Source organism: Enterobacter sp. RHBSTW-00593 (assembly GCF_013784105.1).
GTDB classification, from domain to species: domain Bacteria; phylum Pseudomonadota; class Gammaproteobacteria; order Enterobacterales; family Enterobacteriaceae; genus Enterobacter; species Enterobacter ludwigii.
In genome coordinates, this window is sequence record NZ_CP056393.1 from 67,442 (window position 1) to 92,052 (window position 24,611).

The 24,611-nt window shown below is 55.8% G+C and carries 19 protein-coding genes, 1 tRNA gene and 2 pseudogenes; 11 read left to right on the top strand and 11 right to left on the bottom strand.

All coding sequences use genetic code 11. The features are described from left to right. Nucleotides 1-46 precede the first annotated feature (46 nt). The 5 genes and pseudogenes from HV242_RS00335 to HV242_RS24385 form a co-directional block, all read left to right on the top strand. Nucleotides 47-934, top strand: coding sequence for a LysR family transcriptional regulator (locus tag HV242_RS00335; RefSeq protein ID WP_020882709.1), 888 nt, complete (start codon nt 47-49; stop codon nt 932-934). Nucleotides 935-1,028: 94 nt separating this feature from the next. After that, nucleotides 1,029-1,808 (top strand): MBL fold metallo-hydrolase, encoded by a 780-nt coding sequence (locus HV242_RS00340; protein WP_050737652.1) that lies wholly within the window; start codon nt 1,029-1,031, stop codon nt 1,806-1,808. A 26-nt stretch (nt 1,809-1,834) separates the two neighbouring features. Then, entirely contained in the window at nt 1,835-2,788 is a 954-nt protein-coding gene (locus tag HV242_RS00345; protein WP_047355961.1) for a GlxA family transcriptional regulator, read from the top strand. Between the two features lie 5 nt (nt 2,789-2,793). Further along, nucleotides 2,794-3,159: pseudogene (locus HV242_RS24435) on the top strand (hypothetical protein); the annotation flags it as partial. Further along, nucleotides 3,137-4,012: pseudogene (locus tag HV242_RS24385) on the top strand (VENN motif pre-toxin domain-containing protein); the annotation flags it as partial. The pseudogenes HV242_RS24435 and HV242_RS24385, both read left to right, overlap by 23 nt. Nucleotides 4,013-4,540: 528 nt before the next feature. Here HV242_RS24385 and HV242_RS00360 read toward each other — a convergent pair. The 4 genes from HV242_RS00360 to HV242_RS00375 form a co-directional block, all read right to left on the bottom strand. Next, nucleotides 4,541-5,629 (bottom strand): AAA family ATPase, encoded by a 1,089-nt coding sequence (locus HV242_RS00360; protein ID WP_050737649.1) that lies wholly within the window; start codon nt 5,627-5,629, stop codon nt 4,541-4,543. Nucleotides 5,630-5,777: 148 nt separating this feature from the next. After that, a complete protein-coding gene (locus tag HV242_RS00365; RefSeq protein ID WP_050737648.1) occupies nt 5,778-6,737 on the bottom strand; it encodes a YbgA family protein in 960 nt (319 codons plus the stop codon). Nucleotides 6,738-6,839: 102 nt separating this feature from the next. Beyond that, on the bottom strand, nt 6,840-7,250 hold the full coding sequence (gene uraH, locus HV242_RS00370) for a hydroxyisourate hydrolase (RefSeq protein ID WP_050737647.1): 411 nt from the start codon (nt 7,248-7,250) through the stop codon (nt 6,840-6,842). Nucleotides 7,251-7,349: 99 nt separating this feature from the next. Then, nucleotides 7,350-8,075: a MerR family transcriptional regulator gene (locus tag HV242_RS00375; protein ID WP_014168030.1), complete on the bottom strand. Its 726-nt coding sequence runs from the start codon at nt 8,073-8,075 to the stop codon at nt 7,350-7,352. Between the two features lie 117 nt (nt 8,076-8,192). On the opposite strand from HV242_RS00375, the gene HV242_RS00380 reads away from it, so the two are divergent. Both HV242_RS00380 and HV242_RS00385 read left to right on the top strand, forming a co-directional pair. Then, entirely contained in the window at nt 8,193-8,717 is a 525-nt protein-coding gene (locus HV242_RS00380; protein ID WP_020882704.1) for a lipocalin family protein, read from the top strand. A gap of 77 nt (nt 8,718-8,794) precedes the next feature. Further along, nucleotides 8,795-9,841: a class I SAM-dependent methyltransferase gene (locus HV242_RS00385; RefSeq protein ID WP_050737646.1), complete on the top strand. Its 1,047-nt coding sequence runs from the start codon at nt 8,795-8,797 to the stop codon at nt 9,839-9,841. A gap of 75 nt (nt 9,842-9,916) precedes the next feature. Here HV242_RS00385 and HV242_RS00390 read toward each other — a convergent pair whose 3' ends face one another. Then, complete coding sequence (locus HV242_RS00390) at nt 9,917-10,072, bottom strand: hypothetical protein (RefSeq protein WP_153852750.1); 156 nt, start codon at nt 10,070-10,072, stop codon at nt 9,917-9,919. 62 nt (nt 10,073-10,134) lie between these two features. Here HV242_RS00390 and HV242_RS00395 point away from each other — a divergent pair, with 62 nt between their 5' ends. Next, complete coding sequence (locus HV242_RS00395; RefSeq protein ID WP_047355965.1) at nt 10,135-10,572, top strand: GNAT family N-acetyltransferase; 438 nt, start codon at nt 10,135-10,137, stop codon at nt 10,570-10,572. Between the two features lie 322 nt (nt 10,573-10,894). Here the strand turns inward: HV242_RS00395 and HV242_RS00400 are convergent. After that, a tRNA-Sec gene (locus tag HV242_RS00400) sits at nt 10,895-10,989 on the bottom strand. Nucleotides 10,990-11,276: 287 nt separating this feature from the next. On the opposite strand from HV242_RS00400, the gene HV242_RS00405 reads away from it, so the two are divergent. Together HV242_RS00405 and yicI are read left to right on the top strand one after the other, a co-directional pair. Further along, nucleotides 11,277-12,668: a glycoside-pentoside-hexuronide family transporter gene (locus HV242_RS00405; protein WP_020882700.1), complete on the top strand. Its 1,392-nt coding sequence runs from the start codon at nt 11,277-11,279 to the stop codon at nt 12,666-12,668. A gap of 12 nt (nt 12,669-12,680) precedes the next feature. Beyond that, complete coding sequence (yicI, locus tag HV242_RS00410; protein ID WP_050737645.1) at nt 12,681-14,999, top strand: alpha-xylosidase; 2,319 nt, start codon at nt 12,681-12,683, stop codon at nt 14,997-14,999. Nucleotides 15,000-15,059: 60 nt separating this feature from the next. Here yicI and HV242_RS00415 read toward each other — a convergent pair whose 3' ends face one another. Together HV242_RS00415 and xanP are read right to left on the bottom strand one after the other, a co-directional pair. Then, a complete protein-coding gene (locus tag HV242_RS00415; RefSeq protein ID WP_063858523.1) occupies nt 15,060-16,763 on the bottom strand; it encodes an AsmA family protein in 1,704 nt (567 codons plus the stop codon). 119 nt (nt 16,764-16,882) lie between these two features. Next, a complete protein-coding gene (gene xanP / locus HV242_RS00420) occupies nt 16,883-18,274 on the bottom strand; it encodes a xanthine/proton symporter XanP (RefSeq protein ID WP_020882697.1) in 1,392 nt (463 codons plus the stop codon). A gap of 225 nt (nt 18,275-18,499) precedes the next feature. On the opposite strand from xanP, the gene gltS reads away from it, so the two are divergent. Beyond that, nucleotides 18,500-19,702: a sodium/glutamate symporter gene (gene gltS, locus HV242_RS00425; RefSeq protein WP_014168040.1), complete on the top strand. Its 1,203-nt coding sequence runs from the start codon at nt 18,500-18,502 to the stop codon at nt 19,700-19,702. Nucleotides 19,703-19,704: 2 nt separating this feature from the next. On the opposite strand, the gene recG is transcribed toward gltS, so the two are convergent. Genes recG through spoT form a run of 3 tightly spaced genes read right to left on the bottom strand, consistent with a single transcriptional unit; the run spans nt 19,705 to nt 24,598 of the window. Next, complete coding sequence (gene recG / locus HV242_RS00430) at nt 19,705-21,786, bottom strand: ATP-dependent DNA helicase RecG (RefSeq protein ID WP_014168041.1); 2,082 nt, start codon at nt 21,784-21,786, stop codon at nt 19,705-19,707. 3 nt (nt 21,787-21,789) lie between these two features. Continuing rightward, nucleotides 21,790-22,479, bottom strand: a complete 690-nt coding sequence (trmH, locus tag HV242_RS00435; protein WP_014168042.1) for a tRNA (guanosine(18)-2'-O)-methyltransferase TrmH — start codon at nt 22,477-22,479, stop codon at nt 21,790-21,792. Nucleotides 22,480-22,483: 4 nt separating this feature from the next. Beyond that, complete coding sequence (gene spoT / locus HV242_RS00440; protein ID WP_014168043.1) at nt 22,484-24,598, bottom strand: bifunctional GTP diphosphokinase/guanosine-3',5'-bis pyrophosphate 3'-pyrophosphohydrolase; 2,115 nt, start codon at nt 24,596-24,598, stop codon at nt 22,484-22,486. Nucleotides 24,599-24,611 lie beyond the last annotated feature (13 nt).

The window sequence follows — 24,611 nt, forward strand, 5'->3', positions numbered from 1 at the left end:
TCAATGCTTAATGAGCTTATAAGTTTGGCTTATAAATGAGGGTGTGATGAAGCGTAACCTGAACGATCTTTTTGCTTTTGTCACCGTGGCGCGTGAGGGCAGTTTTACCCGTGCCGCGGCACAGTTGGGCGTGACCCAGCCCGCGTTAAGCCAGGCCATAACCGGGCTGGAGAACCGGATGCAGATCCGCCTGCTGACCCGCACCACCCGCAGCGTTTCCCCCACCGCAGCCGGCGAACGCTTGCTTAACGCCATTGGCAACCGTTTCGATGAAATCGAAGCGGAGCTGGACATGTTGACGGAGCTTCGCGACAAGCCCGCCGGCACGGTGAGGATCACCTGTGGACCCGATGTGTTATCGCGTACTCTGTTACCTAAGTTGACGCCACTTTTGCGGCAATACCCTGACATTCACATCGAGTTCGACGCCAATCACGGTTTTCGCGATATCGTTGCCGACCGCTTCGATGCGGGTGTTCGAATGGGAGATACCATCGATAAAGACATGATCGCGTTGCCGATAGGCCCGCAGTTGCGTATGGCCGCGGTCGCCTCGCCGGACTACTTCGCCCGTCATCCTGTTCCGCAAACGCCGCATGAACTGACGCAGCACCAGTGCATTAACCAGAGGATGATAAAATCCGGCGGGATTTACGTCTGGGATTTTGATCAGGACGGTGGCGATCTGAACGTGCGCGTGAATGGCCAGCTGACCTTTAATACTTCCTGGCATATTGTCGAAGCTGCCCTGGCGGGATTCGGGATTGCTTTCCTGCCCGAAGACGAGTTTGGCGATCATATTGCTGAAGGCCGGTTAATCCGCGTGCTGGAACCCTGGTGTCTGCCCTTCCCGGGGTATTATCTCTACTACCCGAGCCGAAAGCAGCCGTCGCCGGCCTTTTCGCTGGTGGTGGATGCGCTGCGAATGCGATAACGTTGACCCGATTTCATCGATCATCGCCCTGTGGCCCACATTGTTACGCGCGGCATCGGGCTATTCTCCTCTTCACACTATGAGGAGAATACCCATGAACATCACTCAGATTCGTAATGCCACTCAGCTGATTACCTACGCCGGGAAACGCTTCTTAATCGACCCAATGCTGGCCCCGAAGGGCGCTTATCCGGGCTTCCCCGGCACGGCGCATACGGAGATCCGCAACCCGATGGTCGAGCTTCCCGTTGACGTCAGCACGTTGCTGGAGGCGGATGCGGTGATCGTCACCCATATCCATGACGATCACTGGGATCGCGCCGCAGTGGAACTGATCGGCAAAGATAAACCTGTCTTTGTGCAGAACGACAGCGACGCCGCGCTGCTGCGCAGCCAGGGATTTACCCACCTGACGGTAATGACCGAGGAGACGGCGTTTGGCGATATCCGGATCGCGAAAACCCGCGGCGGCCAGCACGGTACCGATCGTGCTTACGCCGTGCCGGAGCTGGCGGAACGGCTGGGTGAAGCCTGTGGCGTGGTTTTACGTCATCCTGATGAGAAGACGCTCTACATTGTCGGGGATACCATCTGGCGTGATGAAGTGGCAGCCGACCTGCAAAAGCATCAGCCGGATGTGGTGGTGCTTAACGCGGGCTATGCTCACGTCATCGGGTTTGGGCCGATTATCATGGGCCAGGAAGATGTGCTCAACGTCCACTTCCTGCTGCCGCAGGCGAAAATTGTGGCGACCCATATGGAGGCCATCAACCACTGCCTGTTGACCCGCCATGCGCTGCGTGAGTACGTTGACGCGAACCTGATTGGTGATGCGGTGAGCATTCCCGAGGATGGTGAAACCGTTATATTCTGAGCATCGCCAGGGGAAAGGAGAGATACATGGCGCTAATCAATGTCGCGATTGTTGCGGTAGACGGGTTCAGCCCGTTCCACTACTCCGTTCCCTGCATTTTGTTTGGTGATACGGTATCCGGCGAAAAGCGCTTTAGTGTGTTGATCTGCGCCGAAAAACCGGGATTACTGACATCCAAAGACGGGTTTGCGCTTAACGCGACTCACGATTTCTCCGCCATCGGCCAGGCAGATATCGTCGTGGTGCCTTACTGGCAGCATGTCCAGCAACGCCCGCCCCAGACGCTTCTCGACAGCCTGGTCCAGGCCAGAGACAACGGGGCGGAGATCGTCGGGCTTTGTCTGGGGTCGTTTGTGCTGGGTTATGCGGGCATTCTCGACGGTAAACGCGCGGCCACGCACTGGGAGTTTGAACATCAGTTTCAGACGCTTTTCCCGGACGTAAAGCTGGATATCAATGCGCTCTACGTCGATGACGGCAATATTATCACCTCTGCGGGTACCGCTGCCGCGCTTGACTGCTGCCTGTACATCATCCGCCAGCGCTTTGGCAGCGTGGTCGCCAACCAGATTGCCCGCCGTATGATCGTGCCGCCACACCGCGAGGGGGGGCAGGCACAGTTTATTGCCCAGCCGGTACCGAAAGATACCCGTGACGGACGAATTAACTATCTGATTGACTATCTCCAGCAGCACATTGCCGAACCGCATAATCTGGACTCGCTGGCAGAGGTGGTATCGATGAGCCGCCGCACGCTTACCCGCCATTTTGTAAAAGCCACCGGGATGAGCGTGGCCGACTGGCTGACCACCGAGCGCCTGCGGCGCAGCCAGATACTGTTAGAAGCCGGGAATATGCCCATTGAAAGCGTGGCAGAGCTGGTAGGGTTTAACTCTGCGGTGACCTGGCGCCAGCAATTTAAGGCGCGTTTTGGCGTGAGTCCTGCAGAGTGGCGTAAGACTTTTCGGCTTCGTCATTAATTTATTACGGCTTCCTCGGCGATGCGGCGTTCGATACCCGCTATGTTTCCAACGTAGTGCTCGACCAGACCGATAACCGCTACCTGAACGGTATCGGCTCCGATCTGGATCTGATGGATAACGCCGCGGCGGCGCAGCAGTCGCTGGGCCTGCAGTTTGGCGTCTCGCTGACTGCGGATCAGATTGCTGCGCTCGACCACAGCTTACTGTGGTGGGAGAAGGACGCCGTCAACGGCGAAACGGTGATGGTGCCGAAGCTTTACCTGTCGCCGAAGGACGTTACCGTCAATAACGGCAGCGTGATTGCGGGCAACAACGTCACCCTGAAGGGGGGAAGCATCACCAACAGCAGGCGCTGTGGGGGCGGCATCCGGCGAACTGATTGCGACAGCGATTGCCAGACAGCTCTATCCGGACACAGATCCGTCGACGCTGACGGAAGAGCAGAAGCAGACCGTGAGTACGCTGGCATCTGTTTCAGCGGGCATAGCTGGCGGGCTTGCCGGGGGAAATACGGCTGGTGCGGCGGCCGGGGCCAGTACAGGGAAGAATAGTGTTGAGAATAATTTATTCGGCGGTAGTGAAGAGGCTCAGGCAGCGTGGATACGCCAGCACGGCGTCGATATGGCGACCTGTTCCGATAATCCGAGTGGGGCCGCATGTCAGAAAGCAATGAATGAACGTGATGCCGTAGGGGTGGCGCTTGCAACAGGCAGTGTAGCTCTCTTACCCGGTAGCGCTCAGGTCTTATGGGGATTAGACGCAGGTGCTAATGCTGGTATCAACTATCTAGCTGATGGAACTATAGACCCAACAACAGCTATTATTGGTGGCTGGGTTAATGTGATCAGTGCCGGAAATGGTATTGGAGGAACAGTTGGCTGGAATGCGGCCGGAGGTGCATTAGGAAACTGGCTTGAAGGTAAAGATCCAATATCTGGTGCGTTAGTAAATGGTGCAGGTTCCGTTGTGGGTTATGGCATTGGCAATGGCTTTAAATGGGGAGTTAACGCTGGTGCGAACTGGTGGAAAGGTGGTTGGGATCCCAAGTTTAACACTGACCTAAGACAGTTTACTGAAGTAAAAGGGGATTATGGTCTTTCAAAAGAAATGAAACCAAGCAATGTGCCAAGCTCAATTGGTGACATTGGTGGTAGTATTTCTTCAGAAGTTGGAGGTAAGTATACAGAGTATAAAATGAAGCAAGTAGGAGATGGTAGATGAAAATACTAAAATATACTCTTCCTCTGGTTTTTTTTATAGTATTTAGTATGGTTTCAATTTTTCTGACAGGGATCGTTTTATATGCATGCGGAGAGGTTTTTTTCTTAGTTTATAAAGGAATACCAATATCTTTTTCACCGAGTATTATTTTGTTTTTAGGTAAAATAAGTATATACATTGGTAGTTTTGCTGGAGTAATGTTATTGATCGCTAACGTGCTAAAAAAATGATAAAATTCGGCAAGTTGTAGCAAAAAATAATGGGCTGGATCTGAGGCATAATTACTGTGATACAACATTCCAGTGTCTTGATTACCCATAAAAAATAAAAATACATATGGTATATCTGAGAAAAGAGTAAAACTAAGATCTCGCTTACTGAACCGGGATCTTAGTCATTCACATATCTTTGGCTGGTCAATACTGACGACGCTCAGCCCTTCAGCGCATCCCCGCAGTTCACTGGTGGTTGGTCGAAGGCGTTGTCACTTATTAATTACTCAATTTAATGAAGCAAGAAGACAAAAAACTACCCCAGCCTCTCCACCCGCGTCTCTCCCTCCGCCATCGACAGCTGATACAGCGAAAACGACCGCTGCTTCTCAATCAACTTCGCCAGCTCCGGCGAGTGGCTGGTGAGCCAGATCTGCGAGTAGCGGCTGGCCTCGGCGATTAAGCTCGCCAGCGCGGGCAGCATCTGCGGGTGCAGGCTGTTTTCCGGTTCGTTCAACGCGATAAAGGCCGGTGGGCGTGGGCTTAATAGCGCTACCGCCAGGCACAGGAAGCGCAGCGTCCCGTCGGAAAACTCCGCCGGTTCCAGCGGCCTGCTCAGCCCCTCGCGCTGCATCATCATGCGAAAACGTCCGCCGGTGTTGTCGCTGTAAAACTCGCAGCCGGGGAAGGCCTGGTCGAGAATGCGCATCAGCAACATTTCATCGCCAATCTCGACAATGGTCTGAAATGCGGCCGCCAGGTTGGCGCCGTCGCTGGCCAGTACCGGGGAGCGGAAACCGACCTGCGGGGCACGCATCGCCGAGCCGGACGAGACGGAAAATTCATGATAAAAGCGCCAGTTACGCAGGGACTCACGCATCTGCGACACTTCCGGGTAGAGATGCGGTTCACCGAGCTGCCCGAACACCGATTCGTTTTCATACAGCGTGCCGCTGTGAGTCACTTTTTCGTGGTGCACGTTGTTGAGAAATACCGCCTGATTCCTGCGCTTCATCAGCTGTGATGAAGGGCGACGGCGCTGACCGGTAAGCCAGATGGACTCTTCTTTAATGACCGGATCGAGCTGAAACTGGGAGGGATAGGGCAGTTGCTCGACAAAGCCCACCTGCAGCTCGTACTCGTAAGTGTCCGTTTCCACCGCGAGGTTCATCCGCCGGAGCTGGTCGCTACGGGTCTTACCTGCCCAGAACACCTTCAGAATACCGCCTTCATTTGCCAGCGCCTGGGAGAACTGCCCCTGCGCCGCGCTGTGCATCAGGTATATCGCCTTGTAGATATTCGATTTCCCGGTACCGTTGGGGCCGAAGACGATATTGAGCGCTTCCAGCTCCAGCGACATGTCGTGAATCGAGCGGTAGTTTTGGATATGCAGGCTTTTGATCACAGGCAGGCTCCTTTTTTGCACTGTAGGCCTGTATATAATTACAGTCTTTAAGGTTAAATGCAAAAAAAGAGACGACAGTGAGGGTGTCGTCTAAACGGGGTACTGCTTTGGGCCTCTGAGGGTCAATGGGGCCTTCGCATTTTTATGATCACTTGACTGCCAGACGCAGACCCAAATCATCAGGATAGGGATCAAAGTAGTTTTGCGTCATCAGATACCGGTCAGGGTATTCGGCCAGGTAGTGCTTCAGCAGCGTGATCGGCGCGAGGATGGGCAACTGCCCGTTACGGTAGTGCAGGATCACGTCGCGAAGTTCGCCACGCTGGCGACTGTTGAGCTGGTTACGGAAATACCCCTGAATATGCATCAACACGTTGGTGTGATTTTTCCGCGAGGAAGGTTTCTTCAGGATGGTCATCAGCTTTTCGCGGTACGCCACAAAGAAGGCGTCCAAATCTTCCCACTCGTGCAGCGTGGCAACGAACGGGCCGATTTCACGATAACCCGCCTGATGGTGCGCCAGCAGCTGAAGTTTGTAGCGGCTGTGGAAGTCCAATAGCGCACGGCGCGTCAGACCCTGGGCGCGCAGTGTGTTCAGTTCATGAAGCGCGAAAACACGCTCAACAAAGTTTTCCCGCAACACCGGATCGTGCAGGCGGCCATCTTCTTCCACGGGTAACCACGGCAGGGTTTCAAGAAGGGTGGCAGTGAACAGCCCGACACCCTCCTTGCGGCCCCGGTTGCCGTTTTCATCATACAGCCGCACGCGTTCCATGCCGCAGCTGGGGGATTTTGCACAGACGATAAAGCCCGCCAGATCGCCGATTTTAGGCAGATAATCTGCCGTAAAGTCAGCCATCTTTTGCGTAACGTCTTCGTGCGGAGCGTGGCTAAAACGCATCTGGGTTTCACCGCTGTCCGTCACGATAAGACGCAGTGCAGGGCGTGGCGTCGGCAAGCCGATGGCCATCTCAGGGCAGACGGGCCTGAAATTCACCCACTGGGCCAGTTCGTCCATGACAAAGCCCATACGCTTATGTCCGCCGTCGAAGCGAACGGCGGAACCGGTCAAACATCCGCTAATACCGATTACAGGTTTCATTGTCATGGTGTGTGTCTCCAGTTCGTATATCTAAAACTTACACAACATGAGTAATTTGTCCAAGTATTGGCGGAGTTATTTTTTATTATCCTTTAAAATCAATACGGCTTAACTGCCCTTGTAGGTCGAGTAGCCGTACTGGCTCAGCAGAAGCGGGATGTGAAGTTTCTCGTTGGTTCGGGTCACGGTGAATAGCACTGGGATCTCCGGGAAGAAGGTGTCCAGTTTTTTGCCGTGGAAGTAATCAGCGGTTTTAAAGGTCACTTTATACACGCCTGGCTGCATGTCCTGATTCTGCGGATAGAGTGATTTGATACGTCCGTCGTGGTCGGTTTTGCCGCTGGCAATCTGGGTCCATGTGTTCTGCTGCTGCTTCTCCAGCGTGACGGTAACGTCAGATGGCGGCATCCCGGTTTGCTGGTCGAGAATATGTACGCTCAGGGTGCCGGCAGGGGCGCTAAACGCGGCAGGGGTAAAGGCCATGGCGGCCAGCATCAGCAGAGGGGTTGTTTTTTTCATTGTGTTTTCCTGTGGGGTTGTCAGTCACAGGAAAACGTTAGCATTTGCGGGACGGAAAAATATTCAACTTTTCGTGAAGTTTACCGCAGGAGAAAATAATCAGAGGATAATCACTTCAAGGGATACCTGCTGCTGCCACTGTGCCACCTGCTTTTTCCGTGCGGCGGTCAGTTTACCGCTGGTCACCAGAAGCCATTTGCGCTCGGGGAAAATCTCAGGCGCCAGTGACGTGGAGGGAGTAGGCAAAATATCGATACGGTGCCCTTGTCCGGTACGCGTCAGGGCCTCGAGCCAGATTTCACACGGGTCATTCAGGTACCAGCCACTAAGCAGGATGTTATCACCCGGCGCTTTTTTGTCGCCTTCAAGGCAGAACGAGGCATAGGCGATGATAATGCCGTCGAGGATCTCGCGCAGGGTCATGGCGGCAGGGATGTTGGCTGACATCTGGCTGCGCAACGGACGCAGCACATTTGCAACCAGCTCTGGCCTGGGGTATTCGCGGCCGGCGTCGTAAATCATCTGGCGCAGGGACTCAATTTTCCCGTCCTGCAGGCGTTGCAGCATGGTCTCAAGCAACGTTTGCCAGTTGTTGGTCCGGCGCGGGACGGGGCGTTCCAGTAGCGGTTTGACCTGGCCGATGGGCACGCCTTTTTTCACCCAGTCGAGGATTTTCAGTGCCTGCTGAACGTCCTCATCACTGTACTGGCGATGGCCGCCCTCCGTGCGCTGTGGCTTCAGTAAACCATAGCGACGCTGCCATGCCCGCAGCGTCGTGGCGGTGATCCCGCTGAGTCTGGCGAATTCGCCGATGGAGTAAGCCATGTCCGTGTCCAGAGTGGAGGAATACTCTCAATATACTACGAATTTTCCCTCACGGGATGAAGCGCCGTAACGGTGCACTACACTTTACTTCCAACCGTGCAAATGAAAGGAATTCTCATGAAACTATGGCCTGTTGTGACGGGTGTCGCCATTGCCCTGACTCTGGTGGCCTGCAAATCCCCTACGCCACCGAAAGGCGTAAAGCCCATTTCAAATTTTGAAGCCAGCCGCTATCTCGGCAAGTGGTATGAAGTTGCCCGCCTGGAAAACCGCTTCGAACGCGGGCTGGAGCAGGTGACCGCCACCTACGGCGAGCGCAGCGACGGTGGCATCAGCGTGCTTAACCGGGGTTTCGACCCGGTCAAAAACAAGTGGAATGAGAGTGAAGGCAAAGCGTACTTTACCGGCGAACCGACGACGGCAGCGCTGAAGGTGTCGTTCTTCGGCCCCTTCTACGGCGGCTATAACGTGATCAAGCTGGACGATAAGTACCAGTATGCGCTGGTGAGCGGGCCGAACCGCGACTATCTGTGGATCCTGTCTCGTACGCCGACGATTCCGGATGCCGTGAAGCAGGACTACCTGAATACCGCACGCAGTCTGGGCTTCAAGGTTGATCAGCTGGTGTGGGTTAAGCAGTGAAGATCGTGCTTTCTTCGTAGGGTTTTACTGGCTCGCCTGGATAGACTTCCGTTAAAAGCTCAACGGGAGACGACGACATGAACTGGCAGCCTTTTCGCGGCGACGCACCGGAAAATATGACCATTTTCAGTGCGTCATTTCCGGATATTAGCGACCAGTGGCCGATGAAGGACGACACTGCCCGTGAGATCAATTCGATTAATCGGGCGTTGAAAGCCGACCCGGCGCTTCGTCCTCCGTTGATTGAATACGAAGAGGGGGGACAGGCCGTGCTTGTCCCACAGAACCGTTATTCCGGGCAAGCCTACCGCAATCGTCCGGCGCTCACCGCGTGGCGTACCCGGCTGGTTCCCTCTGCGCTGGCGCTTTTTGTGGTGCAAAACCCGCTGGAGGAGCGCCTGCCAGACGGAACCCGAATGGACAGCGACAGCCGCCAGTGGTTTATCCATGCGAACGATGCCATTGGTGTGCGCTCCCGTGCAAAAGTACTGGCTGCGATGGTGGATAAATACATCCGCAACGGGAACGATAACAATTGGGTGAGCCTGGCGAGCGGGGCTGCAATTCCCGTGCTGGAGGCGCTGCGCGAGGCGAAGCTCGACGGCCAGCAGGTGTATCTGACGCTGGTGGATAAAGACCCTGTGGCGCTCAGTTGGGCCGAAACCATGGCGGCGCAGGAAGGCATTATCGTGGGTGAACAGCTGACCCTGCTCAGGCGCAACTTGCTCCATACGCTGGTGCGTAACGAAGATTTATTGCATGAGCTGGGCGAGCATCAGGCCGAACTGGTGGATGCGCTGGGGATTTTCGACTATTTCAACGATGCCGATGCGGTGATTTTTCTCCAGCGTGCGCTGCGGCTGATAAAGCCCGGCGGGGCGGTGATTGTCTCGAATATGCTGGCCAGCAGCTCACAAATCGATTTTATTTTGCGCTGTATCGGCTGGGAGGATATTTACCCGCGGACGCTCCGGCAGCTGCAGGATATTCATATCGCGGCAGGCGTGCCGGTGGAAAACGTCACCGTGGTCGTGCCAAAAGACGGGGTGTATGCAGTGATGGAGATTAAGGTGGGGGATGACAAACCGCACGGTCAGTTCCCTCTCCCTGATGGAGAGGGCTAGGTTAGGGGGGACAGGGCGCTAGAATATTTACCGTTCCTCAGTTGTTCGGTTTACCCGAACAACTACCATGAAGGATTAGCTGGTTTCTTTATTCTCAATGTCTGTTGGGGATTCTTGCTTTTCATGCTCTATCTGCTGACCAGTCTCCTGAACCAACTTCCGGGCCATTTCCTTGATACGCTCTCGACTTTCACAGGTTCGAGAGTTTATTACTTCATTTAAGGTCTTCATTTTATTGCCTCCATGCTTCTGGATACTTGATTTAATCGCTGCGCTCTATAATGATCCCCCCCATGAAAATAGATACTGCACACCCCTCACACTTCGAACGCCTGGTCGCGATCTGGGAGTCTTCCGTTCGTGCCACCCACCACTTTTTACAGGAAAGCGATATTGCGGCCCTGCGCCCGTTATTGCTCAATGCCTATCTGCCCAATCTCAAGGTTATGATTGCCCGCGATGAAGCGGGTGTTATTCATGGCTTTTTAGGCGTGGATGAAAACCGCATTGAAATGCTGTTTGTGGATGATGCGAGCCGGGGAAAAGGTGTGGGGAAATTACTGCTGAACTATGCCATTGCGCATTTTGGTGCGAATGAAGTGGATGTAAACGAGCAAAACCCGCAGGGCGTTGCGTTTTATCAGCATATGGGGTTTGTGCAGGTGGGGCGCTCAGAACGGGACGGACAGGGGAATGCGTTTCCGTTGCTGCATATGCGGTTGGGTGAGTGAATGCTAACTTAACGCAGATATCCTACTCGTTAGATATGAAATGAAACGCGTTTTGCCGTTCAGGAATTATACCTTACGATTAAAGTTTGGCTATTATGATATCCGTAATAGAATCGAACAGATAAATATCAACGTAATTAATTAGTTGAAACACTTGGGTAAAGTTTAATGCCCGAATATTTGTGGGTAAGAAAACTAAAAAGGATGACTTAAGAATTACTGAAAAGCAGAAGAGTCACATAAAAAATTTTAGTGAATAGATTTAATTATTATTTGGGTTTAATGGTGGAACAAATATGAGAATAATCTCTTCAAAGAATTTTGGCGGAAGATCACAGGAGTCGAACCTGCCCGGGAACGCTGGCGTCCCCAACTGGATTTGAAGTCCAGCCACCTCACCGGAGATGACGATCTTCCGCGCCTGCATTGCTACATGGAGGCGGGGCGCATTATAGCTACTTTCAGGCATTTACCACATACCCCGGCACACTTTTTTCACCTCTCTTTTGACCTTAACACCCCTGTTTCAGTTAATTCCTAAGAAAATCCTCAGGTTAGCATTTCGTGCTCGTCAATATTTACCGCGATCACAAAAAACAAGAAACGTAACCAGCTAACCAGAAAACGCAATACCCGCTCCTGAAACAATGGTTTAAAAATCTGTAACCGGTCTCAGCGCCCCCTACAGCGTGAAGGATAAAAAAATGAGCGACGTATTGTCAGTAAAAGAGAAGATTGGTTACGGCATGGGTGACGCCGCCAGCCACATCATTTTCGATAACGTTATGTTGTACATGATGTTTTTCTATACCGATATCTTCGGCATTCCTGCCGGGTTTGTCGGCACGATGTTCCTGCTGGCACGTGCGCTGGATGCGATTTCGGACCCGTGCATGGGCCTGATCGCTGACCGCACCCGCAGCCGCTGGGGTAAATTCCGGCCGTGGATACTGTTCGGAGCTATCCCGTTCGGCATTGTCTGCGTGCTGGCCTACACCACGCCGGACCTCAGCCTCAACGGCAAAATGATTTATGCCGCCATTACCTACACGCTGCTGACGCTGCTCTATACCGTGGTTAACATCCCTTATTGCGCGCTGGGCGGGGTGATCACCAACGACCCGACGCAGCGTATCTCCCTGCAGTCCTGGCGCTTTGTGCTGGCGACCGCGGGCGGCATGCTCTCGACGGTACTGATGATGCCGCTGGTTAACCTGATTGGTGGCGATGACAAAGCGTTCGGTTTCCAGGGCGGGATCGCCGTGCTGTCGGTGGTCGCGTTCCTGATGCTGGCGTTCTGCTTCTTCACCACCAAAGAGCGCATCCAGGTGCCGCCGAGCACCACCTCCATGCGCGAAGACCTGCGAGATATCTGGCACAACGACCAGTGGCGTATTGTTGGTGTGCTGACCATTCTTAATATCCTCGCCGTCTGCGTGCGTGGCGGTGCGATGATGTACTACTGCACCTGGATCATGGGCTCGCCGGAAATCTTTGTCGCGTTCCTCACCACCTACTGTGTCGGCAACCTGATTGGCTCTGCGCTGGCGAAACCGCTCACCGACTGGAAATGCAAGGTCAGCATCTTCTGGTGGACCAACGCCGCCCTGGCAGTGGTCAGCGTGGCGATGTTCTTCGTTCCCATGCATGCCACGGTGGTGATGTTCACCTTCATCTTTGTGATTGGGGTGTTGCATCAGCTGGTGACGCCGATCCAGTGGGTCATGATGTCCGATACCGTCGACTACGGCGAATGGACCAACGGCAAACGTCTTACCGGCATCAGCTTCGCGGGCACGCTGTTTGTGCTGAAACTCGGCCTGGCGCTGGGCGGGGCAATGATCGGCTGGATGCTGGCAGGGGGGGGTTATGACGCCGCAGCTAAAACCCAGAACAGCGCGACCATCAGCATCATTATCGGCCTGTTCACCCTGGCCCCGGCGGTCTGCTACGTGCTGAGCGCCATCATCGCCAAACGCTACTACACCCTGAAAACGCCTTTCCTGACCAAAATCATGAGCGAGCTGGCACACGGCGCGCGCCGCAATCAGCAGGAGTTTGACAACCTGCCGGTGAGTAAAGAATTACAGAACTAAGAGGACGAGAGTATGAAAATCAGTGATGGAAACTGGCTCATTCAACCGGGCCTGAACGTCACCTGCCCGGTTCAGGTGTTCGATGTAGAGCAGCAGGGCAATGACCTTGTGGTGTACGTGGCGCCGCGTGATGTACGAGAACGTACCTGGCAGCTTGATACCCTGATGTTCACCGTCCGTCTTTTCTCCCCGCAGGAAGGGATTGTCGGCGTGCGTATCGAGCACTTCCATGGCGCGCTGAACAACGGTCCGCACTATCCTCTGAATGTCATCAAAGAGATGAACGTTGAGATTGAAAACAATGCCGAATTTGCTGAGCTGAAAAGCGGTCACCTCAGCGTGCGCGTCACCAAAGGCGAGTGCTGGGCGCTGGATTTTCTGCGCAACGGACAGCGTATTACCGGCAGTCAGCTGAAAAACAACGGTTACGTGCAGGATACCCGTACCGATCGTCATTATGTTTTTGAGCGTCTGGATCTGGGCGTAGGTGAAACGGTCTACGGCCTCGGCGAGCGCTTTACCGCGCTGGTGCGTAACGGCCAGACGGTCGAGACCTGGAACCGCGACGGCGGCACCAGTACCGAGCAGTCATACAAAAATATCCCGTTCTATCTGACCAACCGCGGCTACGGGGTGCTGGTGAACCACCCGGAAAACGTCTCGTTCGAAGTGGGTTCGGAGAAAGTCTCCAAAGTGCAGTTCAGCGTCGAAGGGGAGTATCTGGAGTACTTCGTGATCGACGGCCCGACGCCAAAAGAGGTGCTCAACCGTTATACGCGATTCACCGGACGCCCGGCGCTGCCGCCCGCGTGGTCATTCGGCCTGTGGCTGACCACGTCGTTTACCACTAACTACGATGAAGCCACGGTGAACAGCTTTATTGATGGCATGGCGGAGCGCGATCTGCCGCTGCATGTCTTCCACTTCGACTGCTTCTGGATGAAGGCCTTCCAGTGGTGTGATTTTGAATGGGACCCGGTGACCTTCCCGGATCCGGAAGGGATGATCCGCCGCCTGAAGGAGAAAGGGCTGAAGGTTTGCGTGTGGATTAACCCGTACATCGGCCAGAAGTCGCCGGTATTTCGCGAACTGAAAGAGAAGGGCTACCTGCTCAAGCGTCCGGACGGTTCCCTGTGGCAGTGGGACAAATGGCAGCCCGGCCTGGCGATTTATGACTTCACTAACCCGGACGCGTGTCGGTGGTATGCCGACAAGCTGAAGGGCCTGGTGGATATTGGCGTCGACTGCTTTAAGACCGACTTTGGCGAGCGCATCCCGACGGACGTCCAGTGGTTTGACGGTTCCGATCCGCAGAAGATGCACAACCACTACGCATACCTATATAACGAACTGGTGTGGAACGTACTGAAAGAAACGGTGGGCGCGGATGAGGCGGTGCTGTTTGCCCGCTCGGCGTCGGTAGGTGCGCAACAGTTCCCGGTGCACTGGGGTGGAGACTGTTACGCCAACTACGAGTCGATGGCGGAAAGCCTGCGCGGCGGGCTGTCAATTGGTCTGTCCGGCTTTGGCTTCTGGAGCCATGACATCGGTGGATTTGAGAACACCGCGCCGGCACACGTCTACAAACGCTGGTGCGCGTTTGGGCTGTTATCCAGCCACAGCCGCCTGCATGGCAGCAAATCTTACCGCGTACCGTGGGCGTACGATGATGAGTCCTGTGACGTGGTGCGTCACTTCACTCAGCTGAAATGTCAGATGATGCCGTATCTCTATCGCCAGGCTGCCCTGGCTCGCGAGTATGGCACACCGATGCTGCGGGCGATGATGCTGGAGTTCCCGGACGATCCGGCATGCGATTACCTCGACCGTCAGTACATGCTGGGGGAGTCGGTGATGGTAGCCCCGGTGTTTTCTGAGGCCGGTGACGTGCAGTTTTATCTGCCGGAAGGGCGCTGGACCCATCTCTGGCATAACGATGAAATCAAGGGCAGCCGCTGGCATAAACAGCAGCATGATTTCCGCAGCCTGCCGGTCTATGTGCGCGATAACACCCTGCTGGCGTTGGGCAACAATCAACAGAAACCGGACTACGCCTGGAACGAGGGAACAGCTTTCCAGCTGTTTAACCTGGGCGATGGCGCGATGGCGGTGAGCGAAGTGCCTGCGGCGGACGGTTCTGTGGCATTTACGCTGAAAGCCACACGCAGTGGCGACACCGTGACCATTACCGGCACAGGTGACGCGCGAACCTGGTCGGTCTGCTTGCGCAACGTGCAGAAACTGAGTGGCGTAAAAGGCGGCTCAGAGGCCGGGAGCGAGTGGGGCGTGGTGGTGAAAGCGGAGGGTAATGAGGTGGTGGTACACCTTTAATTTCCCTCACCCTGACCCTCTCCCCAACGGGGGGAGGGAAGGGTTTGCTTCTTCTTCCTTTCAGGGAGAGGGCTGGGGCGAGGATAGTGTCGACACCTCTCCCCCCGTTATCGTCTGTTGCACCTGCTGTTTATCCATATTTACCGCATTCAGTTTACCGTTAACCGTCGGTTTCAGCGGTGTGTTGGCCTGCACGCTGCCGCTGGCGGTTAGCTGGATATTGCCATCACCGCCAATGGGCAGCGCCGGCCAGCCCCACGCCTGCAGCACGTTGAGTGGCACGCCGCGTCCGTTCAGGCTGATTGTGGTCTGCCGTGGCGGAAGCTGTGAAACCGTCGCCGTGGCTTCCAGAATGCCTTTTTCGGTGAAAGCGCTCAGGTCGGTAATGTTTACCGTTGAGGCGTTAGCGTTCAGCGCCAGCGACGGACGACGCACGTCCACGCGGTTAAAGGTCGCCGCCGCGCCGTTCAGCGTTGCGCTGCCACCCCATACGCCCCACTGGCGATCTTTCGCCAGCTGCAGGTTCGCACCATAGCCATCAAGAGAGGTAATTTGCCACGGGAAGGCCGGGTCGATATCGATAACCAGGTTGCGGCTCAGGCCGAATTTTTTCAGCGTCAGGCTGTTCAGCCATTCCGGTAACGGCTCCATCCACAGCGTTTTCCAGTTCTGCGGCAGGGTGTATTCCAGCCCGGCGATGGCGACATCGTCCAGCACCAGCGCGTTACCCTCGCGCAGCCAGTTGCCGGAAGCACGTACCATGCCGCCCTCCCAGCGGGAGGTAAACTGGCGCAGCGCCACGCCTTGCGGGGAGAACTCCGCATTCATGATCGGGTCGAACAGATGCAGAGAGCCATAAATAAACTCGCTGGCGTTCATGGACAAACGCCCCTCCTGACTTTGCCAGTCGCCTTTGCTGAGTGTCAGGTTGCGCAGGCTTAAATCGAGATCGGTCACCGCCCAGTCTGGCCCCTGCAGGCGTGCGTCAGTCACTTCCAGACGGCCAATCTGCAGCGAGGGAATAGTGGTCAGAGGCGCGAAGAAATCCACCAGCGACTTATCGCTTTGCAGGCGGATCTCATTCAGACGCATGGTGTCGATAATCCAGCTGCCGTCAGCGTTGCGCAGGGCGGACCCGGTGAGCGAACCGCGCGCCATATCGGCACCAATGGTGTTCAGCACCACCTCTTTGCCGTTGAGTTGTCCCTGGATCAGCACGTTGGTGGCCGGCACGCCGTTCAGGGTAAGCGAGCCTGCGCTTACCTGGATCTGTGCGTTTTTACCCAGCACATTGCCTGCTTCTGGCTGCCACGGGCTGACGCCGCCCGTTACTTTCTGTGCGCTGAGATCCCATTCCGTATTGGGGCTGTTAAAGGCCATGTTGTTCAACTGCAAACGGTCCGCCTGGAACGGGAGCGGTGCCGTCTGAGGAGAAAGATTAAGCGTGCCATCGAACAGGGTAATGGTGTCCATGTGCAGCGGATCGGTGACCTGTCGGCTACTCAAACCAATATCGACTTTCCTGGCCACCAGCGTGGCGGGTTTACCGTCGCGGCCAAACGTGACGTTTTCCAGAATGATGTGGGAAGGTGACGAAAAGCGGTGATCCATCAGGTCGAAATTGAGTTCGTAATCGGTATTCACCGTTATCCAGTTGCTGGCCTGAGATGCTCCCCAGCGGGTCTGGAGCAGAATATAGAGCGCCAGCACCACAATGAGCAGGGCCACCAGAAGATAGACGAGTACCTTTCCAATAAATTTCATGGTCTTCCATCCCGCGAAACGCACATAAGGGAGTTATGCACGATTTATGCGCAATGCTCAAGGCGGGAATGGTGTAAAGAGATGTCACGGCAGGCGTTGACAGCCTGCCGTGAGGGCGATCAATTTTTCTCAGGCGGGAAAACGAGGTTCAGAACAATCGCGGTGATACCGCCTGCCGCAATGCCGGAAGAGAGCAGGTTTTTCACCCAGTCCGGGGCAAACTGCAGGATCAGCGGTTGCTGTGAAACACCCAGACCCACGGCCAGCGACAGGGCAATGATCATGATGGCGCGGCGGTTCAGCGGTTCGCGAGAGACGATACGTACACCGGAAGCCGCGATGGTCCCGAACATCACCAGCGTTGCGCCGCCCAGCACCGGTTCAGGTATATGCTGCACAAAACCGCTTACCGCCGGGAACAGGCCGAGGACGATCAGCATCAGTGCCACCACAAAACCGACGTAGCGGCTGGCAACGCCAGTCAGCTGGATCACGCCGTTGTTCTGGCCGAAGCAGGAGTTCGGGAAGGTGTTGAAGACCGCAGAGACAAACGAGTTCAGGCCGTTCGCCAGCACGCCGCCTTTCAGGCGTTTCATATACAGCGGGCCGGAGACCGGCTGCTCGGAGACATCAGACGTGGCGGTGATATCGCCAATCGTCTCCAGCGAGGTGATCATAAAGACCAGCATCAGCGGCAGCAGCAGACCCCAGTCAATGCCCAGGCCGTAGTACAGCGGCGTTGGAATGGTGATCAGCGCACTGTTGGTCTGCGGGGTGTTCTCCGGCAGCATACCCAGCGCCCAGGCCAGCAGATAACCGGCCGCCATGGCGATCACCAGCGATGCCACACGCAGATACGGGTTACGCTGACGGTTAAGCAGAATAATGATTGCCAGCACCACGCCGGCCAGCAGCAGGTTTTTCGGTGCACCAAAAGTGTGGTCGCTCATTGCCGCATAACCGCCACCGATGGAGGTCAGGCCAACCTGAATCAGCGACAGGCCAATGATCATCACCACCACGCCGGATACCAGCGGCGTGATCACGCGACGCGCCAGGTGCAGTACCCGGGAGATCACCATCTCGGTGCAGCTGGCCAGCATCAGCGTGCCAAACAGCGCCGCCATCATGGTCGGAACATCCGCGCCGCCGGTTTTGAGGGCTGTACCGCCCATGATCAGCGGTGCGACGAAGTTAAAACTGGTGCCCTGGATCGACAACAATCCAGACCCCACCGGGCCCCACGCTTTAATTTGAATAATGGACGCCACGCCGGAGGCAAAGAGGGACATACTGATGATGTGCTGTGTATCCTGAGCCGGTAAACCAAGCGCCTGGCAGATCAGCAGCGCCGGGGTGATCACCGCAACGAACATAGCCAGCAGGTGTTGGCAGGCGGCAAAGAGCGTCTGAGGAAGAGGCGGACGGTCTTCAAGGCGGTAGATCAGTTCGCTATTTTGCTTCTGCGCAATCGGTTGCGCATCGGAAGACTCAAGGGTGTTAACGGACATCGGCGGCAATCCCACGGTGGAAAAGCGGGCATTTTATCTGACCACCTGGTAAAAGCAAACGATTGCCAACAAAAAAAGACAAGAAAATCTGCCGCTGTGAGCAGGTTTTCTACAACCCATGGGGAAAAAAAATTACACTTTTTGCGCCGGCGGCTCATGACGAGCGCAAGCCGGCCCAGGATAACGCCGCGTGTGTATGGAACACGCGCATAACAGGAGCCTTTTATGATTCATCTCGATACGTTGTCGACCCTTGTTGCCGCAACGCTGGTCTTACTGCTTGGCCGTAAGCTCGTACACAGCGTTTCCCTTCTGAAGAAATACACCATTCCTGAACCTGTTGCCGGCGGACTGCTGGTGGCGCTGGCCCTGCTGGTGCTGAAGAAAAGCATGGGCTGGGAAATTGATTTTGATATGTCCCTGAAAGATCCGCTGATGCTGGCCTTCTTTGCCACCATTGGCCTGAATGCCAACCTGGCGAGCCTGCGGACGGGTGGCAAAGTGCTCGGCGTATTTCTGATCGTGGTGGTAGGGCTGCTAGTGATGCAAAACGCCATTGGTATCGGGATGGCCACGCTGCTGGGCCTGGATCCGCTGATGGGGCTGCTGGCCGGATCAATCACCCTCTCTGGTGGCCACGGTACCGGGGCGGCGTGGAGCAAGCTGTTTACTGAGCGCTACGGCTTTGAAAATGCCACCGAAGTGGCGATGGCCTGCGCCACCTTCGGTCTGGTGCTGGGCGGCCTGATCGGCGGGCCGGTGGCGCGGTATCTGGTGAAGCACTCTGGTACGCCAGACGGAAGACCGGACGATGAGCTGGTGCCCACTGCCTTTGAAAAACCCGACGTCGGACGCACCATCACTTCGCTGGTGTTGATTGAAACTATCGCGATGATTGCCATCTGCCTGACGGTGGGCAAAGTGGTTGCGCAATGGCTGGCAGGTTCAGCGTTCGAGCTCCCGACGTTTGTGTGCGTGCTGTTTGTTGGGGTGCTGCTGAGTAACGGGCTGGCGCTGATGGGCTTCTACCGCGTATTTGAACGTGCCGTATCGGTGCTTGGCAACGTCTGCCTGTCGCTGTTCCTGGCGATGGCCCTGATGAGCCTCAAGCTGTGGGAGCTGGCCTCGCTGGCGCTGCCGATGGTGGCTATTCTGGCCGTTCAGGCACTGTTTATGGCGTTCTACGCCATGTTTGTTACCTGGCGCATGATGGGCAAAAACTACGATGCAGCAGTGCTGGCGGCGGGGCATTGTGGGTTTGGTCTGGGGGCAACGCCGACGGCTATCGCCAACATGCAGGCGATCACCGAACGTTTTGGGCCTTCGCATATGGCGTTTCTGGTGGTCCCGATGGTCGGGGCGTTCTTCATTGATATCGTCAACGCGCTGGTGATCAAGCTTTACCTGATGCTGCCGATGTTTGCCTGAGATCAGGCGTTAGAATAGCGTTCGGTTTCCGGCATCCAGCGCTCAATTAACGCTGCCGCCTGTTCGGGGTAGCGCTCATGAATATGGCGTGCGAGGCGCTGAACTTCGGGGATCATGGCCTGATCGCGCAGTAAATCCGCCACTTTGAATTCGGCGTTACCCGTCTGACGCGTGCCCAGCAGTTCGCCTGGGCCGCGGATCTCCAGGTCTTTTTGTGCAATCACAAAACCGTCGTTACTGTCGCGCAGCACCTGCAAACGCATCTGTGCGGTTTTCGAGAGCGGTGCTTTGTAGAGCAGCACGCAGTGAGAGGCGACAGCACCGCGGCCAACGCGGCCGCGCAGCTGATGGAGTTGCGCAAGGCCAAGACGTTCCGGGTTTTCGATGATCATCAGGCTGGAATTGGGCACGTCTACGCCCACTTCAATCACCGTTGTGGCAACCAGCAAATGCAGTTCACCCTGTTTGAACGACTGCATCACCGCCTGTTTCTCAGTAGGCTTCATCCGCCCGTGAACCAGACCCACGTTCAGCTCGGGCAGCGCCAGTTTCAGCTCTTCCCACGTCGCTTCCGCAGCCTGCGCTTCAAGCAGTTCAGACTCTTCAATTAACGTGCAGACCCAGTAGGCCTGACGGCCTTCGTGAGTGCAGGCGTTGCGCACGCGGTCGATGATATCGCTCCGGCGTGTGTCCGGAATGGCGACCGTGGTGACCGGTGTACGGCCCGGCGGCAGTTCGTCGATGGTCGATGTATCGAGATCGGCGTAGGCGGTCATTGCCAGGGTGCGCGGGATAGGTGTGGCAGTCATGATCAGCTGATGCGGATGGAAGCCCTGCTGCAGCCCTTTCTCCCACAGCGCCAGACGCTGGTGTACACCGAAGCGGTGTTGTTCGTCGATAATCACCAGGGCAAGACCATTAAACTGCACCTGCTCCTGGAAAATCGCGTGCGTGCCGACAATCATCTGTACCTGACCGCTGGCAATGGCGTCCTGTTGTGCCTGACGCGCTTTACCTTTTTGCTTCCCGGCAAGCCAGCCCACTTCAATCCCAAGCGGGGCAAACCACGCGCGGAAGTTATTAGCGTGCTGTTCAGCCAGCAGTTCAGTGGGGGCCATTAGCGCCACCTGTCTGCCATGGGCAATCGCGCGCAGGGCTGCCAGGGCTGCAACCAGCGTTTTACCGGAACCCACATCCCCCTGAACCAGGCGCATCATGGGCACATCAAGCGCCATATCGCGTTCAATCTCGGCCGTGACGCGTGCCTGTGCACCGGTGGGTTTAAACGGCAGGGAGGCCAGCAGCTTATCTTTGAGTTCATCTCGCGGGCTTAAGGGCTGGGCATGAAAACGCTGCGCGCCCGCCCGTACCGCCAGCATGCTCAGGTTATGAGCCAGTAATTCCTCAAGGATAAGACGCCGTTGAGCGGGGTGTTTGCCGCTTTCCAGGTCGCTAAGCTGCAGGGTTGGCGGCGGGCGGTGCAGGGTGCGCAGCGCCTCGGGCAGACTCATCATGCCCTGAGCCAGCTCAGGCGGCAGTAGCTCGGTAATGGCGCAGGTATCCAGCAGTTCCAGCGCCTGGTCGGTGAGTTTACGCAGCGTTGCCTGCTTGATGCCTTCGGTCGTCGGATAAACCGGGGTCAGAGTCTCCTGCAGCTCCGGCGTGCTCAGATCTCCCTGAACGCGATACTCCGGGTGGATCATCTCTGCGCCGTATTTCCCGCGTTTGGCTTCACCATAGGCCAGCACCCTGCGACCGGTCGCAAGGCTGTTTTTCATGGCCGCATTGAAGTTGAAAAAGCGCAGGGTGAGAATGCCGGTGCCGTCGCTGATCTGACAGGTCATCATCCGGCGTCCGCCGAAGGTGATATTGCAGTTCAGTACTTCGCCTTCAACGGTGGCGTAAATGGCAGGCAGCAGATCGCCAATCTTATAGAGTTGGGTGCGGTCTTCATAACGCAGGGGGAGATGGAGCAGGAGATCCTGCACGGTGTGCAGGCCAATTTTTGCCAGTTTACTGCTTTGCGCCGCACCTACGCCCGTCAGGCTATTGAGCGGTATGGCATCCAGCAGACGGCCTTTCATCGGTTATCCTGCGTACTGCATGGTGGCCCACCACTCGGCATCGGCTTCAATTTCGCCCTGCGCGTTGACGTGGGGGTAAGGCAGTTTTTTCTGTTTCGCGACGCGAGCCAGCACCGGGTAACCACCTTCGAACAGCAGGCGCTGCTGCTCCTCTTCCGGCAGCATGCTGTTGCTGCGCTTGTACATGCCCGCGTTCTGACGCTGGCGCTGCGCTTCATAGAGAATGAGCGCAGAGGCCACGGAGACATTGAGAGACTGCACCATGCCGATCATGGGGATGATGATATCCTGATCCGCCAGATCCAGCGCTTCCTGGGTGATCCCGGTTTTCTCCTGACCCATCAAAATACAGGTCGGGCGGGTGTAGTCGATCTCACGAAAATCGACGGCTTTTGCGGACAGGTTAGTGGCCAGGACCTGCATACCGCGACCTTTCAGGTGCGATACGGCTTCGCCAATAGTCTGGTGGGTTTTGACGGACACCCAGCTGTTACTGCCTGCGGCAGTTGAAGCCATGGTTCGCATGCGGGCACCCGGCCAGACGGCGTGCACTTCATGCACGCCTACGGCGTCTGCGGTACGGACAATTGCAGAGACGTTATGAGGTTTGTGGACCTGCTCCATGCAGACCGTCAGGTCAGGCTGACGCCTGGCGAGCATTTCGCAGATACGCTCGTAACGTTTTGAATTCATAAGTCTAGTTTCGGTTACGGGTGACTTTAATCACGTCCGGCATCACGCGGATCTTGCGCATAATGTTCGCCAGATGCACGCGGTCACGGGCGGTCAGACGAATAAAGGCGCTGTAGACGCGGCCATCTTTCTCTTCCGTGTTCAGGCTCTGAATGTTGGAAGAGGCCGTATTGATTGCTGCCGTCAGGTTCGCCAGGGCACCCTGGTGGTTGAACATATCCACCTTAATTTCGGTGATAAATTCCTGTGCCGTCTCTTTATCCCACTCGACTGCCATGAACTTCTCCGCCTCTTTTTGATAACCGCGGATGTTACGACAGGATTCGTGGTGGATAACCAGCCCTTTACCCGGACTGACGTGCGCAATAATCGGGTCACCCGGGATAGGACGGCAACATTTCGCGAAGGTGATAAGTACGCCGTCCGCGCCTTTGATCGGCAGATGACCGTGGCTTTGCGTCGTCGTCGGGATCGCCGTGGTATCACCCTGCTGCAGGTTCTTCGCCACGACCACGCTCATGGCGTTGCCGAGACCGATTTCTGCCAGCAGGTCATCAAGCGAGGCGAGCTTCATGCGCTCCAGCTCACGCTGAATGTTCTCTTTCGGGATTTCAGCCAGCTTACGGCTACCACCCAACGCATGGTTGAGCAGACGACGCCCCAGGCTGACAGAATCATCGCGCTTGAGGTTTTTCAGCAACTGGCGAATTTTGGCGCGTGCTTTGGAACTCACGACAAAGTTCAGCCAGGCCGCGTTCGGACGTGCGCCCGGTGCGGTAATAATTTCCACCGTCTGGCCGCTGGAAAGCGGCTGAGAGAGCGGATAAGGCTGCCTGTCGACACGCGCGCCCACGCAGGCGTGGCCGATATCGGTATGCACGGCGTAAGCAAAGTCGACCGGCGTAGCGCCTGCAGGCAGTTCGACAATGCGGCCTTCTGGGGTGAAAACGTAAATCTCATCCGGGAAGAGATCGGATTTAACGCTCTCGATAAATTCAAACGAGCTACCTGCACTCTGCTGCAGTTCCAGCAGGCTTTGCATCCAGCGCTGGGCGCGGATTTGTGCGGTTGTACTGCTTTCGCCACCGTGCTCTTTATAAGCCCAGTGTGCAGCCACACCCATCTCCGCCATCTGGTCCATGTCTTCGGTGCGGATCTGCACTTCAACAGGCACGCCGTGTGGACCGATCATCGAGGTGTGCAAAGATTGATAGCCGTTCGCTTTTGGAATGGCGATGTAATCTTTCATGCGCCCTGGACGCGGTTTGTACAGGCTGTGCATCTGGCCCAGCACGCGGTAGCAGGTATCAGAGTCGTGGACGATCACGCGGAACGCGTAGATATCCATGATCGAATGAAAACGCTGCTCTTTGAGCACCATTTTGCAGTAGATGGAGTACAGATGTTTTTCGCGACCGCTGACGCGGCACGGAATTCCCGCTTCCTGTAAACGTCCTTCAATTTCAGAGAGGATCTTTTGAATCATCTCTTTACGGTTGCCGCGTGCGGCTTTCACCACCTCTTTAATCACGCGATAGCGGTTCGGGTATAACGCTTCAAAACCCAGCTCTTCCAGCTCGGTTTTAATGTGGTGGATACCTAAACGGTGCGCCAGCGGACTGTAGATTTCGAGGGTTTCACGGGCAATGCGGCGACGTTTGTCCGGGCGAAGTGAGCCCAGCGTGCGCATATTGTGGGTACGGTCAGCAAGTTTGATAAGAATGACGCGGATATCCTGCACCATCGCCATAATCATCTTGCGAAAGTTTTCGGCTTGCGCCTCTTTCTTGTCGCGGAATTTCAGCTTATCAAGCTTAGAGACCCCTTCCACCAGCTCGGCAACGCTTTTGCCAAACAGCTGTTCCATATCCTGGTAGGTGGCAGGGGTATCTTCGATCACATCATGCAGCAGGGCAGCCATCAGCGTTTCGTAGTCGAGTTTCATCTCGGCCAGAATACAGGCCACCGCTACCGGGTGCGTGATATAGGGTTCACCGCTTGAACGTGCCTGGCCCTCGTGAGCGTCACGTGCAACGAGATACGCCTGCTGAAGACGCTTAATCTGGTCTTCAGGCAGGTAAGTTTGAATCAGTTGATTCAGGCTTTCAAACAGATACAAGGGCGACCCGCAG

Excerpts from the sequence above, each read along its gene's own strand:
- HV242_RS00335 (WP_020882709.1), top strand. The coding sequence starts at position 47 with ATGAAGCGTAACCTGAACGATCTTTTTGCTTTTGTCACCGTGGCGCGT.
- HV242_RS00340 (WP_050737652.1), top strand. The coding sequence starts at position 1,029 with ATGAACATCACTCAGATTCGTAATGCCACTCAGCTGATTACCTACGCC.
- HV242_RS00345 (WP_047355961.1), top strand. The coding sequence starts at position 1,835 with ATGGCGCTAATCAATGTCGCGATTGTTGCGGTAGACGGGTTCAGCCCG.
- HV242_RS00365 (WP_050737648.1), bottom strand. The coding sequence starts at position 6,737 with ATGACAATGAAACCTGTAATCGGTATTAGCGGATGTTTGACCGGTTCC.
- uraH (WP_050737647.1), bottom strand. The coding sequence starts at position 7,250 with ATGAAAAAAACAACCCCTCTGCTGATGCTGGCCGCCATGGCCTTTACC.
- HV242_RS00375 (WP_014168030.1), bottom strand. The coding sequence starts at position 8,075 with ATGGCTTACTCCATCGGCGAATTCGCCAGACTCAGCGGGATCACCGCC.
- HV242_RS00380 (WP_020882704.1), top strand. The coding sequence starts at position 8,193 with ATGAAACTATGGCCTGTTGTGACGGGTGTCGCCATTGCCCTGACTCTG.
- HV242_RS00385 (WP_050737646.1), top strand. The coding sequence starts at position 8,795 with ATGAACTGGCAGCCTTTTCGCGGCGACGCACCGGAAAATATGACCATT.
- HV242_RS00390 (WP_153852750.1), bottom strand. The coding sequence starts at position 10,072 with ATGAAGACCTTAAATGAAGTAATAAACTCTCGAACCTGTGAAAGTCGA.
- HV242_RS00395 (WP_047355965.1), top strand. The coding sequence starts at position 10,135 with ATGAAAATAGATACTGCACACCCCTCACACTTCGAACGCCTGGTCGCG.
- HV242_RS00405 (WP_020882700.1), top strand. The coding sequence starts at position 11,277 with ATGAGCGACGTATTGTCAGTAAAAGAGAAGATTGGTTACGGCATGGGT.
- yicI (WP_050737645.1), top strand. The coding sequence starts at position 12,681 with ATGAAAATCAGTGATGGAAACTGGCTCATTCAACCGGGCCTGAACGTC.
- HV242_RS00415 (WP_063858523.1), bottom strand. The coding sequence starts at position 16,763 with ATGAAATTTATTGGAAAGGTACTCGTCTATCTTCTGGTGGCCCTGCTC.
- xanP (WP_020882697.1), bottom strand. The coding sequence starts at position 18,274 with ATGTCCGTTAACACCCTTGAGTCTTCCGATGCGCAACCGATTGCGCAG.
- gltS (WP_014168040.1), top strand. The coding sequence starts at position 18,500 with ATGATTCATCTCGATACGTTGTCGACCCTTGTTGCCGCAACGCTGGTC.
- recG (WP_014168041.1), bottom strand. The coding sequence starts at position 21,786 with ATGAAAGGCCGTCTGCTGGATGCCATACCGCTCAATAGCCTGACGGGC.
- trmH (WP_014168042.1), bottom strand. The coding sequence starts at position 22,479 with ATGAATTCAAAACGTTACGAGCGTATCTGCGAAATGCTCGCCAGGCGT.